The following is a 15372-nucleotide window of genomic DNA, read 5'->3' on the forward strand; positions in this document are numbered from 1 at the left end:
GCATATGCTCATAACCCCGGGGGATAAGAGCATGTGCGTCCAACCGGCGGGTGTATGATTTTGGGCATGAAAATCTATCCCACCATCGAAGACATCGTCGGCTCAACCCCTCTGGTGCGTCTGCAGCGCCTGCCGGGCGATGCCGGCGCGGCGCGCGGCAACGTCATCCTGGCCAAACTGGAGGGCAACAACCCAGCGGGCTCGGTCAAGGACCGGGCCGCGCTCAGCATGATCCGTCAGGCCGAATCGCGTGGCGACATCCGACCCGGAGATACGCTGATCGAGGCCACCAGCGGCAATACGGGCATCGCGCTGGCAATGGCGGCTGCCGTGCGCGGTTACCGCATGATTCTGCTGATGCCCGACAATTCGTCCCAGGAACGCTGCGCCGCCATGACGGCTTACGGGGCCAGGCTCATCCTGACCCCGGCCGACCAGGGCGGCATGGAATACGCCCGGGACGAGGCCTTGCGCATGCAGGCCGAAGGCCAGGGTTTCGTGCTGGATCAGTTTTCCAATGAAGACAACCCCCGCGCCCACCGTGAAACCACCGGCCCTGAAATCTGGGAACAGACCGATGGCCAGGTCACGCATTTCGTCAGCGCCATGGGGACCACCGGCACCATCATGGGCGTGGGCGGCTACCTGCGGTCGCGCAACCCGGCGATCCAGGTCATCGGGGCCCAGCCGGCCGACGGCGCCCATATTCCCGGCATTCGCAAATGGCCGGAAGCCTATCAGCCCAGCATCTACCATCCCGCTGAAGTGAATGCCTTCGAGCCCATCACCCAGGATCAGGCCGAATCCATGGCCCGGCGCCTGGCTGCCGAAGAAGGCATTTTCGGTGGGATCTCGTCGGCCGGGGCCGCCGTGGCTGCCCTGAGGGTCGCCGCCACGGTGCGCGACGCCACCATCGTGTTCATCGTCTGCGACCGAGGCGACCGCTACCTGTCGACCGGGGTATTCGGCTAGGTCGCACCAGGCCCGGGCGGTGTTGCCGGGCCCTCGCAGACTCAGAAGCCCGTCCTGTCCTGGATCTCCTGAGCCAGGTCAGCCACAGAAGCCGCGTAGAAATAGCTGCGGTTGTAGTGGGTGATGGCAAAGAAATTGGGCGTGGCCGTGCGGTATTCGTGCGTGTTGCGGCCTTCGTCCTGCAGGTCGATCACCCCCAGGGCCTGAGTCTGCCAGCGCGTGTCGTGGCTTGGCAAGGCCTGGGCGCCCGCTGCCTTCAGAGCAGGCCAGTCGCTGGTGGGCGTCAGGCCATCCTGTGCCAGCCGTCCGGCGTCGACCGGCAGCCTGACCGGCGCAAAGACCGGCACGTCGCGCACCCAGCCGTGTTCCCGCAGGAAGTTGCCGACCGATGCGATGGCATCGTCCACGTTGCCGGCCAGGTCCACCCGGCCGTCGCCGTTGCCGTCTACCGCGTATCGCATCAGGCTGCCGGGCATGAATTGCGGCAACCCCATGGCACCGGCGAAAGAGCCTTCGACGGTGTAGGCATCCAGTTTCCCCTGGTGATCCAGCGCGATCAGGTCGGCCAGCTGTTCGCGGAACATGGCCTGGCGTTCCGGGCGGGATGAGTCGGGGTAGCGGAATCCCAGCGTGGTCAGCGTGTCCAGCACCCGATGATCGCCGGTGTACTGGCCGTAGACGGTCTCGATGCCGATGATGGCTACGATGATCGAGGCGGGGACCCCGCTGCGAGCGCTGGCCCGTTCGAGTGCGCTTTGGTGGGCTTCCCAGAAGGCGGCGCCCCGGCGGATGCGGATGGGGTCCACGTGCCGCTGGCGGTAGCTGAACCAGGCCCGCCGGATGCGGCCCTGGCGAGCCGGCGGCGTCATCAGGCGCACGGCCGTGGCGTTGTATCGTGCCGTTTTCAGCAGGGCCTCGACCTGATCGAGCGGGACGCCTTGGGCCTGCGCCGTCTGGCGGGCGAAGGTCTCCAGTTCGGGTAGCAATTGCCCATCGGGACTGATGAAATCTCCGGGCGTCGATGCGGCTTGGTGTGCGCCGCTGCTTCTGCTAGAATTAATACGATCGTTTGAAACGATTGTTTGATTCACTGTGCTGCCAGTGTCCGAAACAGTGTGGCCGCCATTGCTGCTGGCGCAGCCGGATAAAAACAACGACGCTACGGCAACTTGCAAAATACGGGTTGGTCTGAACATAATCGCCCTTATGGAGACGCTCTATATTACTCATCCCGCCTGCCGCCTGCATGAAATGGGTGCGTGGCACCCTGAATCCCCCCAGCGCCTGGATGCAGTGGCCGACCAATTGGCCGCCAGCGGCCTGATGGATTTTCTGTCTCAACGGCAGGCCAGGCCGGCGACTCCGGATGATGTGCTGCGGGTGCATACGCCAGAATACCTGGCCTTTTTGCGCCAGCATGCGCCTGCCCATGGATATTTTCCGGTGGACCCCGATACCATCATGAACCCCGACACCCTGCAGGCGGCATGGGCCGCAGCGGGCGCGGGGCTGACCGCTCTGGATGAGATCCTGGGTGGGCACGCGCAGACCGCGTTTTGCGCCATCCGTCCGCCTGGGCACCACGCCCGTCCCGGTCAGGCGCTGGGCTTCTGCTTCTTCAACAACATTGCCGTAGCGGCCCGCTACGCGCTGGACGTCCACGGCCTGCAGCGCGTAGCCATCGTCGATTTTGACGTGCATCATGGCAACGGCACCGAAGAAATCTTCCTGCACGAAGATCGTGTCATGATGTGCAGTTTCTATCAGTACCCCTTGTTTCCCGATACCCGTCAGGAACATCCAGGGGCTAACATGATCAATATTCCCGTGGATGCCTATTCCGATGGTAAGGTAGTGCGCGATCTGGCCACGCAGCACTGGCTGCCGGCCCTGCGCCGCTTCCAGCCGGAACTGATTCTGGTGTCGGCAGGGTTCGACGCGCATCGCGAAGACGACATGGGCAGCCTGAAACTGGTCGAGGCGGACTACGCCTGGATCACCGAACGCCTGGTCGAGGCGGCCGCCGAATCCGCCCAGGGGCGGATCGTCAGCTTCCTGGAAGGCGGTTACGATCTTTCCGCCCTGGGACGCAGCGCCGTGGCGCACGTACGGGCGCTGGGGGGCTACTGATGCCTGTGTCGCGCCGAGATTCCAGCCGTTTCTCGGCGCCTGCATTCTCTTTTCTTTTCAATCTGGAGTTAGCTCGATGAAGGTCCTGGTACCGGTCAAGCGCGTCGTTGACTTTAACGTCAAGGTTCGTGTGAAATCCGATCACACTGGCGTGGACATCGCCAACGTCAAAATGTCCATGAATCCGTTCGACGAAATCGCCGTCGAGGAAGCCACCCGCCTGAAGGAAAAGGGCGCAGCCACCGAAGTCGTGGCCGTGTCCTGCGGGGTGGCGCAATGCCAGGAAACCCTGCGCACTGCGATGGCGATCGGCGCCGATCGCGGCATTCTGGTGCAGACCGATGCCGAATTGCAGCCCCTGGCCGTGGCCAGGATCCTGGCCGCGTTGGCCCAGAAAGAACAGCCTGGTCTGATCGTGCTGGGCAAACAGGCCATCGACGACGATGCCAACCAGACTGGCCAGATGCTGGCCGCCTTGCTGGACTGGCCCCAGGCGACCAATGCCAGCAAGGTCGAAATCCAGGGCGATCGGGTTCAGGTCACGCGGGAAGTCGACGGCGGCCTGGAAACGCTCAGCCTGGCGCTGCCGGCCGTCATCACCACGGACTTGCGGCTGAACGAGCCACGCTACGTGACGTTGCCGAACATCATGAAGGCCAAGAAAAAGCCGCTGGACACCGTGTCGCCGGCCGATCTGAACGTCGATCCGGCCCCGCGCCTGAAGACCCTGAAGGTCACGGAACCCCCGAGCCGTTCTGCGGGCGTCATCGTGCCTGACGTGGCGGCCCTGGTGGACAAACTGAAAAACGAAGCGAAGGTGGTCTGAATGAGCGTTCTGGTTATTGCTGAACATGACAATGCCCGGCTGGGCGCCGCGACTCGCAATGTCGTGACGGCGGCTGCAGCCCTGGGGGGCGACGTCCACGTGCTGGTGGCCGGTTCCGGCGCCCAGGCCGTGGCCCAGGAAGCCGCGCAGACGGCTTCCGTGGCCCAGGTCCTGCTGGCCGATGGGCCTGCGCTGGCCGATGCATTGGCCGAAAACCTGGCCGCCCAGGTGCTGGCGCTGGCGGGCGACTACAGCCACATCCTGTTTGCGGCGACGGCGTCGGGCAAGAACGTCGCCCCGCGCGTGGCTGCGAAACTGGACGTGGCGCAGATCTCCGACATCATCGCCGTCGAATCGGCTGATACCTTCGTGCGTCCCATCTATGCCGGCAATGCCCTGGCGACGGTGCAGTCGGTCGATGCGAAGAAAGTCATCACGGTGCGCACCACGGCGTTCGACCCTGCGGCGGCAGCCGGCGGCAGCGCGACAGTCCAATCCGTGGATGCGGTGGCGGATTCGGGCAAGTCGTCCTTCGTCGGCCGGGAACTGGCCAAGAGCGACCGCCCCGAACTGACGGCGGCATCCGTCGTGGTGTCGGGTGGGCGCGGCCTGGGCAGCGCGGAAAACTTCAAGATCCTGGACCCCCTGGCCGACAAGCTCGGCGCTGCCCTGGGCGCCTCGCGCGCGGCAGTGGATGCAGGCTATGCGCCCAACGACTGGCAGGTCGGCCAGACCGGCAAGATCGTGGCGCCGCAGCTGTATGTGGCCGTCGGGATTTCCGGGGCCATCCAGCACCTGGCCGGGATGAAGGACTCCAAGGTCATCGTCGCCATCAACAAGGACGCCGAGGCGCCGATCTTCGGCGTGGCGGACTACGGCCTGGTGGCTGATCTGTTCGAGGCCGTGCCTGAACTGGTCAAGGCGCTCTGATGCCGGATGCGACGAGCCCTGCGGGGCTCGTCGCTTTTCTTGCTGACCGATCGGCCGCCGCCGGGGTCCGCTCTACACAGGAATCATCATGACATACCAGGTCCCTACCCAGGATATCCGTTTCATTCTGCGCGAGCTTGCCGACCTGCCTGGCGTGCTGGCGCTGCCCGGCTTCGAGGAAGTCTCGGACGATCTCGTGGATGCCGTGCTGGAGGAAAACGCCCGTTTCGTCGAGCAGGAAATCGCCCCGCTGAATCGGGCGGGCGATACCCGGCCCGCGCAGTGGCAGGATGGCGCCGTGCGGACCACGCCCGGCTTTCAGGCTGCATTCCAGGCGTTCGCGCAAGGCGGCTGGCAAGGCCTGCCGCACGAGGTCGAGTTCGGTGGCCAGGGGCTGCCCAAGCTGATTTCGGCGCCGGTCACCGAGAGCCTCAATGCCGGCAACCTGTCGTTTTCCTTGTGTCCGCTGCTGACCGATGGCGTGATCGAAGCCCTGTCCATGGTCGGGACCGAAGCACAGAAATCCCGCTTCATCCCGCCGCTGCTGGAAGGCCGCTGGACCGGCACCATGAACCTGACCGAACCCCAGGCGGGGTCCGACCTGGCGCTGCTGAAGACCCGCGCCCTGCGCCAGGACGACGGCAGCTATCGCCTCAGTGGACAGAAGATCTTCATCACCTATGGGGATCACGACCTGGCCGAGAACATCATCCATCTGGTGCTGGCCCGCACGCCCGACGCGCCCAAAGGCGTCAAGGGGATTTCCCTGTTCATCGTGCCGAAGTTCCTGGTGAACGAAGACGGCAGCCTGGGCAAGCACAATGACGTCTACTGCGCGTCGCTGGAACACAAGCTCGGCATCCACGGCAGCCCGACCGCCGTGTTGCTGTATGGGTCCGGCAAGGGCGAAGTGGGCGAGGGTGCGGTCGGCTACCTGATCGGCGAGGAAAATCGCGGCCTGGAATACATGTTCATCATGATGAATGCCGCCCGCTATGCGGTGGGCCTGCAGGGGGTGGCCGTGTCCGAGCGCGCCTTGCAGCATGCCGCCGCCTATGCCGCCGAACGTGTCCAGGGCAATGCGCTGGAAGGCTCGGCCGGCCCGGTGCCGATTGTGCGCCACCCGGATGTCGCCCGCATGCTGGGCGTGATGCGCGGGCTGACCGAAGGCGCCCGGGCCGTGGCCTACGTGGCTGCGAGCTATCGGGACAAGGCCGCGCATGCGACCAGCGAAGCCGACCGCGCGCGCTTCAAGGCTGTCTACGAATACTGCGTGCCGATCGTCAAGGGGTTTTCCACGGAATCGTCCGTGGAGGTCGCTTCCCTGGGCGTGCAGGTGCACGGCGGCATGGGCTTCATCGAGGAAACCGGCGCGGCCCAGTACTACCGCGATGCGCGCATCCTGCCCATCTACGAGGGCACCACAGCCATCCAGGCCAATGATTTCATCGGCCGCAAGATCGTGCGCGACGCAGGCAAGGTCGCAGGCGAACAGATTGCCGGCATGCGGGACACGGTGGCGGCGCTGCGGGCGGCGGCGGGCGTGCATGCGGACGCCCTGGGGCTGATTGCGCAGCGTCTGGAAGACGCCGCGCAGGCCTACGAGGCCGCCGTGGGTTTCGTCCTGGGACATGTCCGCGAGGACATTCGCGGTGTGTTCACGGGCAGCGTGCCCTGCCTGATGCTGGCAGGCACGGCCCATGCCGGTTGGCAGCTGGGGCGTGCCGCGCAGGTGGCGGCAGCAGCCATCCAGGCGGGCGCCACGGATCCATTCCTGGTCAACAAGATCGCTACCGCCGTGCAGTATGCCGCGCATGTGCTGCCTCGGGCGGCTGCCTTGAACGAGGCCATCCAGGCAGGCGGTCTGGCGGACCGATATGTACGTCAGGCGCAGATATAGTTATAACTTAGATGTATTTCAATAGCCTCCTATATTCTGCAAGAATCTTAAGTGTCTGAACCAATTCGTCGCCCGGATCGTCCGGGCGGCAGACACTTAAGACAGGAGTGATCAATGGCTACGCTGCGTCTGGGCGATGTCGCCCCCGATTTCGAACAGGAATCTTCCCTGGGAAAGATCAAATTCCATGAATGGCTGGGCAATGGTTGGGGGGTGCTGTTTTCCCATCCGGCCGACTTCACCCCGGTCTGCACCACCGAACTGGGCTATACCGCCATTGTCTCGGGCGATTTCGCCAAGCGCGGAGCAAAGGTCATTGCCGTGTCGGTGGATGGCAAGCAATCCCACATCGACTGGATCAAGGACATCAACGACACGCAAAAGACGAATGTCCAGTACCCGATCCTGGCCGACGAGGATCGCAAGGTCGCCACGCTGTATGACATGATCCACCCGAATGCCAGCACCACAGCCACGGTGCGTTCGGTGTTCGTCATTGATCCGAACAAGAAGATCCGCCTGATCCTGACCTATCCTGCCAGTACCGGCCGCAATTTCGATGAAATCCTGCGGGCCCTGGATTCCATCCAGTTGACGGACAATTACAGCGTCGCCACCCCGGTGAACTGGAAGCCGGGCGAAGACGTCATCATCGCCCCGTCCATCAAGGACCCGGCCGTGTTGAAGGAAAAATTCCCCAAGGGCTACAAGGAAGTGCGCCCATACCTGCGCACGACCCCGCAGCCGGATCTGTGATTTCCAGATCGGCCATATGAAGCGCCGGCCTCTCGGGGTCGGCGTTTTTTCTTGCGCTGAACACTGTTTCTTTGTACAGTATGTCAACTACTGGATGAAATCACAGTTCTGGCGGATGTCCGCCAGGCGCACAGGAGACTCGACATGGCTGGATCAATCGGCTTGGCATGGACAGGCAGCAGGCGCGGTGCGGCGCTTCCGTACTTCAATACGGCAGGTGCCTTGCAGGGACCCTGGGTGCCGGGCGGGTCCTGGGGCGGCCGGCTGGCAGGCCGCTCCCGCACGGCTGCGGCCGCGCGGCGACAGGCGACAGCCGTTTCCGCAGCGCCGGTCGTCCGGATGCACCGGCCACAGGCCGGGGCGCGCATCGGGTGGCGCCGCCTGGCGGCCCTGGCGGGCGACGTTCTCATGGTGCTGGTGTGGGCCGCCATGATTCCTGGCTTGATGTGGCTGGGTGCGGTGGCCGGCTTCTGATATAATCACGCGTTTACCGCATCCTCTGCTACGGCATTCATCTCATTTCATAGCCGTACCCAAGATGCTCTCGGAGCTACCGTGAATCTCATCGAAACCCTTGAACAAGAAGAAATCGCGCGCCTGACCGAAGGCCGCGTCATCCCTGAATTCGGCCCGGGCGATACCGTGGTCGTCAGCGTGAACGTCGTCGAAGGCACGCGCAAGCGCGCCCAGGCCTACGAAGGCGTGGTCATCGCCCGCCGCAATCGCGGCCTGAACTCCGCGTTCACCGTGCGCAAGATCTCCTCCGGCGAAGCCGTGGAACGTACTTTCCAGCTGTATTCCCCGCAGATCGCCGGCATCGAAGTCAAGCGCCGTGGCGATGTCCGCCGTGCTAAGCTCTACTACCTGCGCGGCCGTACGGGCAAGGCTGCTCGCATCAAGGAAAAGCTGGTTCGCAAATCCGCCTGATCGCGGCGGTCTTGCAGCACCCAAAAGGCACCCGCTCGGGTGCCTTTTTCTTTGATGCGCTGCGCGACGGGCCAGCGGCGCTCGACTCGGGACGCTGACAGGGCTTGCGGCGATGTGTGGTTCGGTTTACCTTTGGATGTCATGACGCTCCCGATTTCTTCCCCGGATCCTGTGCGATCCGCAGGTTTTGATCCGGCCGCCCAGCCCATTTTGCCGGGCATCGCTTTGCCGCCCCTGCCTCCGGACTGCCTGCGTCTGGACTATATCCGCCAGGCCTTCGCGCGATCCGTCGATTGGCACGTCGAACCCCTGTTTGCCCAGGCCTTCCTGCCTGATAATCCCGCGCTGCTTCAGGCGCGGCGAGCCGCCGTCCTGATGCCTCTGGTGCAGCGCGCCACCGGGCTGAACGTCCTGTTCACCCGCCGCGCTGCTCATTTGCATGATCATGCGGGGCAGATCAGTTTCCCGGGCGGGCGCATCGAATCCACCGATGCCGACGCCGTGGCGGCCGCCATCCGCGAGACCCGCGAGGAAATCGGGGTGGACCGGCAGTTCGTGCAGATCATGGGGGTGCAGCCCGCGCTCCTGACGACCACGCATTTCGTCATGACGCCGGTGGTGGGCGAATTGCTGCCGGGGTTCCAGGTCAGGGCCGACCGATCCGAAGTCGCCGAGGTCTTCGAAGTGCCATTGAGCGTCCTGATGGATCCCACGCAGCATCGCCTGCATCAGCTGCAGACCGCCTGGGGCCATGGCCGCTGCTATTTTTCCGTGCGCTGGCAGTCGCACTTCATCTGGGGCGCGACAGCCGTCCTGATTCGAAATTTCTACTATTTCCTGGCCGCATCGGCCGGGGTGTCTACCGGCGATCAGTAGCGCCGGGCGGCCTCGTTTTCGGCCAGGATGCGCAGGTAGAGCGCGTGGCGCTGGGCGGAAATCGTGCCCAGGGCTACCGCGGCCAGTACGCCACACCCCGGTTCATGCTGGTGCGTGCAGTTATAGAAACGGCATTGGGCGACCGCAGGGGCGAATTCCGGGAAACCGTGTTCGATTTCCTGGGGGCTCAGGTGCTGCAGGCCGAAGGCCTGGAAACCCGGGGAATCGATCAACTCACCCCCTTCGGGCAGGGTATACAGGCGGGTGTGGGTGGTCGTGTGGCGTCCGGTACCCAGGGCGACGGAATGCGCCTGGGTGGCAGCCTGGGCATCGGGAACCAGGGCATTGAGCAGGGTGGATTTGCCCATGCCGCTTTGGCCCAGCAGCAGCGTGCGGCGCCCTTGCAGCAGTGGGCCCAGGCGTGCGTGGACCTGATCGGGGTCCAGGGCGCACAGCGCATGCACCGGCACGCCCAGCGATTCGGTGGCCGCCAGCCGGGTGCGGGCCGCAGCGGTGGCAGGCAGGTCGGCCTTGTTCAGCACGATGTGGGCGGGAATGTCGGCGCTGCTGGCTGCCACCAGGGCGCGCCCCAGCAGATCATCAGAGAATTCCGGTTCAGCCGCCAGCACCAGCAGCAGTTGGTCGATGTTGGCGGCGAACAGTTTGCTGCGCTGGGCGTCGGACCGGTAGAACAGATTGCGGCGCGGCAGGATGTCGGTAATGGCGCCTTCGTGTTCGCCTTCCGGCAGGATGCGCACCTGGTCACCCACGGCGATGCCCGTTTTCTTGCCTCGGGGATAGCAGTGACGCAGCTGATCCGTATGATCGATGGCGACTCGGTAGTGGCGTCCGTGGGCTGCAATGACGCGGCCTTGCAGCGCGAGCTTAGCCATGGTGCAGGTGGGCGATGCGCACGGCGGCTGAAGGGTGACTGTCGTACCAGGCGGAATGCAGTGGGTCTGGCGTCAGTGTGGCGGCGTTGTCGTCGTAGAGCTTGACCAGGGCGTTCTCCAGGGGCTGCGCGCCGCATTGCCGGACCGCGTAGCGGTCGGCCTGGAACTCGTCCCGGCGCGACAGCAGGCTGGCGATGGGGGCTGCCCAGAAGGTGAACACCGGCAGGGTCAGCATGAACAGCACCAGCGCCAGGCCGTCGTTGGGCCGCCCCAGCTGGGGCAGGACGCCCAGACCGGTGTAGAACCACAGCTGGGTCGACAGCCAGGCCAGCAGCTGCAGGAAGATGCCTGCGGTAATGAAGCTGAATACGATCCGCCGCAGGATGTGGTGATGAGCGAAGTGCCCCAGTTCGTGGGCCAGCACGGCCTCGACCTCGTCGGCGTTCAGGCGCGAGAGCAGGGTGTCGAAAAAGACGATGCGGCGGTGGCGGCCAAAACCGGTGAAATAGGCGTTGCCATGCGCCGAGCGGCGCGAGCCGTCCATGACGAACAGACCCGACAGCCCGAAATGGCAGCGTTGCGCCAGGGCGTGGATGCGCTGACTGAGCGCCGGGTCGTCCAGCGGGGTGAAGCGGTTGAAGATCGGCGCGATGAAGCTGGGATACAGCCAGAGTACCAGCAGGTTGAAGGTCACCCACACACCCCAGGCCCACCAGGCCCAGTCTGTGCCGGTCGCCCCCATGATCCACAGGATGGCGGCCAGCAGGGGCCCGCCCAGCACCAGGGTGATGAGCAGCATCTTGAGGGCGTCGGAGACGAACAGGCGCGGCGTCATGCGGTTGAAGCCGTAGCGGGCTTCCAGCCCGAACGTACGCCAGGCGGAAAACGCCAGGCCGACCGCTCCCAGCAGAGCCAGCACGCAGCCGACCAGCGCCAGCTGGCGCCAGAGTTCATGTTCGATCAGGCGCCCCAGGACCAGATCCAGGGCCTGCAGTCCGCCCAGCAGCGTCAGGGCCAGCAGGATGACGGCTTCGGTGATGCGTTCGATCATCGACAGCTGGCAGCGGGCAGCGGTGTAGTCGGCTGCGCGCTGGTGGCTGCGCAGGCTGATGTGTTCGGCGAATGCGCTCGGGATGGCGTCGCGGTGCGCCAGGACATGGCGGATTTGCCGGCGGGCCAGCCAGTAGCGGATCAGCAGATCGCCGATCAGGCAGGCGAGAAACAGGGAGGTCAGCATGTCCGTCCGGCCAATATGCGAAAATCGGATTTTCAGTTGAAAGGATTATAGGTGATGGCTGCGAATGATCAGCGCCTGATCTGGCTGGACATGGAAATGTCCGGGCTGGATCCCGAAAAGGAACGCATTCTGGAAATCGCCCTGATTGTCACCGAACCCGACCTGACTGAAGTCGCTCAGGCCCCGGTGCTGGTGGTGCATCAGGACGATGCGGTGTTGGATGGCATGGACAAATGGAATCAGTCCACGCACGGCAAGAGCGGCCTGATCGATCGGGTCAAGGCCTCGACCCTGACCGAGTCCCAGGTGGAAGACATCCTGCTGGAGTTTCTGGCGCCGCTGGTGCCGGCCGGCAAATCGCCCATGTGCGGCAATACCATCGGCCAGGACCGGCGCTTCATGGTGAAATACATGCCGCGCCTGGAAGCCTATTTTCATTATCGCAATCTGGATGTCAGCACACTCAAGGAACTGTCCCTGCGCTGGAAGCCCGAGGTCTACCGCAGCTTCACCAAGGCCAGCAAACACGAGGCCCTGGCCGACATCCAGGAATCCATCAACGAGCTGAAGCATTATCGGGAACACTTTCTGCGTCTGTAGAACAGGGGGATCTGATGGCAGGCATGGGCATCGCCGGCATCGGCACCGACCTGCTGCGGGTGGCGCGCATCGAGCGCATCCACGCCCGGCATGGGGATCGGTTCGTCCAGCGCGTGCTGGGGCCGGATGAGCAGCAGGTTCACGCGCGGCGCACGGCGCGCGATCCCCGGCGCGGCATCCTGTATCTGGCCACCCGGTTTGCCGCCAAGGAAGCTTTCTCCAAGGCCATCGGCCTGGGCATCCACATGCCCATGACCTGGTCGCGGGTGCAGATCCTGAACCGTCGGGGCGGGGCGCCGGAAATCCACCTGACCGGCCCCCTGAAGGACTGGTACGATGCCCGTTTCGGGCGCGCTCACGTGTCGATGACCGATGAATCCGATATGGTGGCCGCCTTCGTCGTCATCGAAGGCCTGCCCGCCACGCCCGAGCCGAATTCAACGATGTGAATCCAACAGACGGGACACTGAACCTTCATGCAGAATCTCTTACCTCCGGGCCCCGTCATGGCAGACGTTGCCGGTCTGGAACTGACGGATGCCGAGCGGCTGCGCCTGCAGCACCCTCAGGTGGGCGGCGTCATCCTGTTCGCCCGCAACTTCTCGGATCGAGCCCAGCTGACTGCCCTGTGCGCCGCCATCCATGCCGCTCGCCAGGAACCCTTGCTGATCGCCGTCGATCACGAAGGGGGGCGTGTGCAGCGCTTTCGCACAGACGGCTTCACACCGCTGCCGGCCATGCGGACCCTGGGCCAGTGGTACGACCAGGATCCCCAGGCAGCCCTGCACGGGGCGACCGAGACCGGTTTCGTGCTGGCCAGCGAATTGCGGGCCTGCGGGGTGGACTTCAGCTTCACGCCCGTGCTGGATCTGGACTACGGAGTCAGCCAGGTGATCGGCAACCGCGCCTTTCACGAGGATCCCGCTGTGGTGGCCCTGCTGGCCCGCGCCCTGATCCAGGGGCTGGAGCAGGCAGGCATGGCGGCTTGCGGCAAGCATTTTCCGGGCCATGGGGCCGTTGCCGCCGATTCCCATCATGCCATTCCCGTGGACGATCGCCCGCTGGCGGATATCCTGGACGCGGATGCCGCCCCCTACGGCTGGCTGGGCGACCTGGTCCTGCCCGCCGTCATGCCCGCGCACGTCATCTATCCCCAGGTGGCGCCCGAGCCCGCCGGTTTCTCGCGTCGCTGGGTGACCGGCATCCTGCGCGAACAGTTCGCCTATGACGGCGTGGTGTTCTCCGACGACCTGACCATGGAAGGCGCCAGCGTGGCCGGCGACATCCAGGCTCGCGCCCGCGCCGCCCTGGAGGCCGGCTGCGACATGGTGCTGGTCTGCAACCGCCCCGATCTGGCCGATGAACTGCTGGCGGCCCTGGACGGGCGTTCTCCGGATCCCCAGGCCGTGCGTCGCATCCGTCGCCTGATGCCGACCCGTCCGTCCCCGGACTGGACGGGGCTTTTGTCCGACCCCAGGTATCTCCGTGCCCGAAGCCTTCGATCTGAAAACCTTTCTAGCTGATCTGCCGCGCCTGCCGGGGGTCTACCGGCATCTCGACGCCGATGGAGAGGTCCTCTACGTGGGCAAGGCCCGCGACCTGAAGCGCCGCGTCAGTTCCTATTTCCAGAAAACCGGTCACGGCCCGCGCATCGAGCACATGCTGGCGCGGGTGGCACGCACCGAAGTCACGGTCACGCGCACCGAGGCCGAAGCGCTGATCCTGGAAAACAACCTCATCAAGCGCCTGAAGCCGCGCTACAACATCCTGTTCCGGGATGACAAGTCCTACCCCTATCTGCACATCACGGATCACGAGGCCCCGCGTATCGTCTATTACCGGGGCAGCACCCAGGGCAAGGGGCATTTCTTCGGCCCCTATCCCAATTCCTGGGCGGTGCGCGAAACCATCCAGATCCTGCAGAAGGTCTTCAAGCTGCGCACGTGCGAGGACAGCGTCTACGCGCACCGCACGCGTCCCTGCCTGCTGTATCAGATCGGGCGCTGCTCGGCACCCTGCGTGGGCAAGATTTCCCTGGCCGACTATCAGGCGGACGTGCAACGCGCCATCCGGTTCCTGGAAGGCCGCACGACCGAAGTGCTGCAAGACATCGAACAACGCATGATGGAGGCCGCCGAGCGCGAGGACTTCGAGCAGGCGGCCGTGTTGCGCGACCAGATGCGGGCGCTGGCAAAAGTCCTGCAGCAGCAGACCATGGAACAGGTGGGCGAGGACAGCGCCGACATCATCGCCGTGGAGGTCTCCGGCGGACGGGTGTGTGTCAATCTGGCCATGGTGCGGGCCGGCCGTCATCTGGGCGACAAGCCCCTGTTTCCCACCCAGGCCCAGGACGAATCGGCGGAAGACGTGCTGGCGGCCTTTGTGGCCCAGCACTATGCCGACAATCCGGTGCCGCCGGTCCTGGTCTGCTCGCACGTTCTGCCGGATCCCGACCTGGTCAATATGCTGGCCGAACAGCACGGCCACAAGGTGCGGGTCCTGTCGCGCCCGCAGGGCGCCCGTCGGACCTGGCTGGAACAGGCCCAGCGCAATGCCCGCATGGCACTGGCCCAGCGCCTGTCGGAGTCCAGCGCCCGCGAAGCCCGCACGCTGGCGCTGGCGGTGGAACTGGATCTGGATACGGACCCGGACGCCCTGGCGGCCCTGCACGTCGAATGCTTCGACATCAGCCACACGGCGGGCGAGGCTACCCAGGCGTCTTGCGTGGTGTACAAGAGCCACGCCATGCAGCATTCCCTGTATCGCCGCTTCAACATCGCCGGCATCGAGCCGGGGGACGATTATGCCGCCATGCGCCAGGCCCTGACCCGGCGCTACGGCCGCGTGGCCGACGGCGACGTGGCCCTGCCCGACATCGTGCTGATCGATGGCGGGGAAGGGCAGGTGGGTGTGGCCCGCCAGGTGTTCGAGGAACTGGGGCTGGACGTCAGCCGCATCGTGGGTGTGAAGAAAGGCGACCACCGCAAGGTCGGCCTGGAAACCCTGGTCTTCGTCGATGGCCGGCCGGCGGTGGCCCTGGGGGTGGAATCCGCCGCCTTGATGCTGGTGGCGGAAGTGCGCGACGAGGCGCACCGCTTTGCCATCACCGGCATGCGGGCGCGCCGCGCCAAGGCGCGCAATGTCTCGCGCCTGGAGGACATCGAAGGCGTCGGCCAGCATCGCCGCAAGAACCTGCTGGCCCGCTTCGGCGGGTTTTCGGGGGTCGTGGATGCCAGCATCGACGAACTGGCCGGTGTGGACGGCATTTCCCGCCAATTGGCCGAACGCATTTATCACGCCTTGCGTTAAGCGCAGCCTGCCGGGT

The 15372-nt window shown here is 64.9% G+C and carries 16 protein-coding genes; 13 read left to right on the forward strand and 3 right to left on the reverse strand.

Features of this window, described 5'->3' with window-relative positions; translation table 11 throughout:
- The first annotated feature begins 66 nt into the window (after positions 1 to 66).
- Positions 67 to 972 carry a cysteine synthase CysM gene (cysM, locus tag VDP74_RS02605; RefSeq protein WP_322998059.1) on the forward strand — a complete coding sequence of 302 codons (906 nt, stop codon included), beginning with the start codon at positions 67 to 69 and terminating at the stop codon, positions 970 to 972.
- A gap of 41 nt (positions 973 to 1013) precedes the next feature.
- Here the strand turns inward: cysM and mltB are convergent, their stop codons facing one another.
- The gene (gene mltB / locus VDP74_RS02610; protein WP_322998060.1) at positions 1014 to 1958 is read right to left on the reverse strand and encodes a lytic murein transglycosylase B; all 945 of its coding nucleotides are present in this window, start codon (positions 1956 to 1958) and stop codon (positions 1014 to 1016) included.
- A 220-nt stretch (positions 1959 to 2178) separates the two neighbouring features.
- Here mltB and VDP74_RS02615 point away from each other — a divergent pair, with 220 nt between their 5' ends.
- The 8 genes from VDP74_RS02615 (at position 2179) to VDP74_RS02650 (ending at position 9317) form a co-directional block, all read left to right on the forward strand.
- Complete coding sequence (locus VDP74_RS02615; protein ID WP_322998061.1) at positions 2179 to 3102, forward strand: histone deacetylase family protein; 924 nt, start codon at positions 2179 to 2181, stop codon at positions 3100 to 3102.
- A gap of 76 nt (positions 3103 to 3178) precedes the next feature.
- The gene (locus VDP74_RS02620; protein ID WP_322998062.1) at positions 3179 to 3928 is read left to right on the forward strand and encodes an electron transfer flavoprotein subunit beta/FixA family protein; all 750 of its coding nucleotides are present in this window, start codon (positions 3179 to 3181) and stop codon (positions 3926 to 3928) included.
- Positions 3929 to 4858, forward strand: a complete 930-nt coding sequence (locus VDP74_RS02625) for an electron transfer flavoprotein subunit alpha/FixB family protein (RefSeq protein ID WP_322998063.1) — start codon at positions 3929 to 3931, stop codon at positions 4856 to 4858.
- A gap of 88 nt (positions 4859 to 4946) precedes the next feature.
- Positions 4947 to 6758 carry an acyl-CoA dehydrogenase gene (locus VDP74_RS02630; protein WP_322998064.1) on the forward strand — a complete coding sequence of 604 codons (1812 nt, stop codon included), beginning with the start codon at positions 4947 to 4949 and terminating at the stop codon, positions 6756 to 6758.
- A 114-nt stretch (positions 6759 to 6872) separates the two neighbouring features.
- On the forward strand, positions 6873 to 7514 hold the full coding sequence (locus VDP74_RS02635) for a peroxiredoxin (protein ID WP_322998065.1): 642 nt from the start codon (positions 6873 to 6875) through the stop codon (positions 7512 to 7514).
- A 144-nt stretch (positions 7515 to 7658) separates the two neighbouring features.
- Positions 7659 to 7988, forward strand: coding sequence for a hypothetical protein (locus VDP74_RS02640; RefSeq protein ID WP_322998066.1), 330 nt, complete (start codon positions 7659 to 7661; stop codon positions 7986 to 7988).
- Positions 7989 to 8069: 81 nt separating this feature from the next.
- Positions 8070 to 8441 carry a 50S ribosomal protein L19 gene (rplS, locus tag VDP74_RS02645; RefSeq protein WP_322998067.1) on the forward strand — a complete coding sequence of 124 codons (372 nt, stop codon included), beginning with the start codon at positions 8070 to 8072 and terminating at the stop codon, positions 8439 to 8441.
- 141 nt (positions 8442 to 8582) lie between these two features.
- A complete protein-coding gene (locus tag VDP74_RS02650; RefSeq protein WP_322998068.1) occupies positions 8583 to 9317 on the forward strand; it encodes a CoA pyrophosphatase in 735 nt (244 codons plus the stop codon).
- Here the strand turns inward: VDP74_RS02650 and rsgA are convergent.
- Together rsgA and VDP74_RS02660 are read right to left on the reverse strand one after the other, a co-directional pair.
- A complete protein-coding gene (gene rsgA, locus VDP74_RS02655; RefSeq protein WP_322998069.1) occupies positions 9311 to 10210 on the reverse strand; it encodes a ribosome small subunit-dependent GTPase A in 900 nt (299 codons plus the stop codon). The genes VDP74_RS02650 and rsgA overlap by 7 nt on opposite strands.
- Entirely contained in the window at positions 10203 to 11447 is a 1245-nt protein-coding gene (locus tag VDP74_RS02660; protein WP_322998070.1) for a M48 family metallopeptidase, read from the reverse strand. Before VDP74_RS02660 ends, rsgA begins: the two co-directional genes overlap by 8 nt.
- A 54-nt stretch (positions 11448 to 11501) precedes the next feature.
- Here VDP74_RS02660 and orn point away from each other — a divergent pair, with 54 nt between their 5' ends.
- The 4 genes from orn to uvrC are packed head-to-tail and all read left to right on the forward strand — an operon-like array spanning position 11502 to position 15356.
- Positions 11502 to 12047, forward strand: coding sequence for an oligoribonuclease (gene orn, locus VDP74_RS02665; protein ID WP_322998071.1), 546 nt, complete (start codon positions 11502 to 11504; stop codon positions 12045 to 12047).
- A 14-nt stretch (positions 12048 to 12061) separates the two neighbouring features.
- Positions 12062 to 12496 carry a holo-ACP synthase gene (acpS, locus tag VDP74_RS02670; RefSeq protein WP_322998072.1) on the forward strand — a complete coding sequence of 145 codons (435 nt, stop codon included), beginning with the start codon at positions 12062 to 12064 and terminating at the stop codon, positions 12494 to 12496.
- Positions 12497 to 12523: 27 nt separating this feature from the next.
- Positions 12524 to 13570: a beta-N-acetylhexosaminidase gene (gene nagZ, locus VDP74_RS02675; RefSeq protein ID WP_322998073.1), complete on the forward strand. Its 1047-nt coding sequence runs from the start codon at positions 12524 to 12526 to the stop codon at positions 13568 to 13570.
- Complete coding sequence (uvrC, locus tag VDP74_RS02680; RefSeq protein ID WP_322998074.1) at positions 13533 to 15356, forward strand: excinuclease ABC subunit UvrC; 1824 nt, start codon at positions 13533 to 13535, stop codon at positions 15354 to 15356. The genes nagZ and uvrC overlap by 38 nt, the downstream gene beginning before the upstream one ends.
- Positions 15357 to 15372 lie beyond the last annotated feature (16 nt).

This window comes from Castellaniella sp. (assembly GCF_034674885.1).
Taxonomy (GTDB): Bacteria; Pseudomonadota; Gammaproteobacteria; order Burkholderiales; family Burkholderiaceae_B; genus Castellaniella.

Bases quoted from the DNA above. Each gene is read 5' to 3' on its own strand.
- cysM (WP_322998059.1), top strand. From the start codon at position 67: ATGAAAATCTATCCCACCATCGAAGACATCGTCGGCTCAACCCCTCTG.
- VDP74_RS02615 (WP_322998061.1), top strand. From the start codon at position 2,179: ATGGAGACGCTCTATATTACTCATCCCGCCTGCCGCCTGCATGAAATG.
- VDP74_RS02620 (WP_322998062.1), top strand. From the start codon at position 3,179: ATGAAGGTCCTGGTACCGGTCAAGCGCGTCGTTGACTTTAACGTCAAG.
- VDP74_RS02625 (WP_322998063.1), top strand. From the start codon at position 3,929: ATGAGCGTTCTGGTTATTGCTGAACATGACAATGCCCGGCTGGGCGCC.
- VDP74_RS02630 (WP_322998064.1), top strand. From the start codon at position 4,947: ATGACATACCAGGTCCCTACCCAGGATATCCGTTTCATTCTGCGCGAG.
- VDP74_RS02635 (WP_322998065.1), top strand. From the start codon at position 6,873: ATGGCTACGCTGCGTCTGGGCGATGTCGCCCCCGATTTCGAACAGGAA.
- VDP74_RS02640 (WP_322998066.1), top strand. From the start codon at position 7,659: ATGGCTGGATCAATCGGCTTGGCATGGACAGGCAGCAGGCGCGGTGCG.
- VDP74_RS02650 (WP_322998068.1), top strand. From the start codon at position 8,583: ATGACGCTCCCGATTTCTTCCCCGGATCCTGTGCGATCCGCAGGTTTT.
- rsgA (WP_322998069.1), bottom strand. From the start codon at position 10,210: ATGGCTAAGCTCGCGCTGCAAGGCCGCGTCATTGCAGCCCACGGACGC.
- VDP74_RS02660 (WP_322998070.1), bottom strand. From the start codon at position 11,447: ATGCTGACCTCCCTGTTTCTCGCCTGCCTGATCGGCGATCTGCTGATC.
- orn (WP_322998071.1), top strand. From the start codon at position 11,502: ATGGCTGCGAATGATCAGCGCCTGATCTGGCTGGACATGGAAATGTCC.
- acpS (WP_322998072.1), top strand. From the start codon at position 12,062: ATGGCAGGCATGGGCATCGCCGGCATCGGCACCGACCTGCTGCGGGTG.
- nagZ (WP_322998073.1), top strand. From the start codon at position 12,524: ATGCAGAATCTCTTACCTCCGGGCCCCGTCATGGCAGACGTTGCCGGT.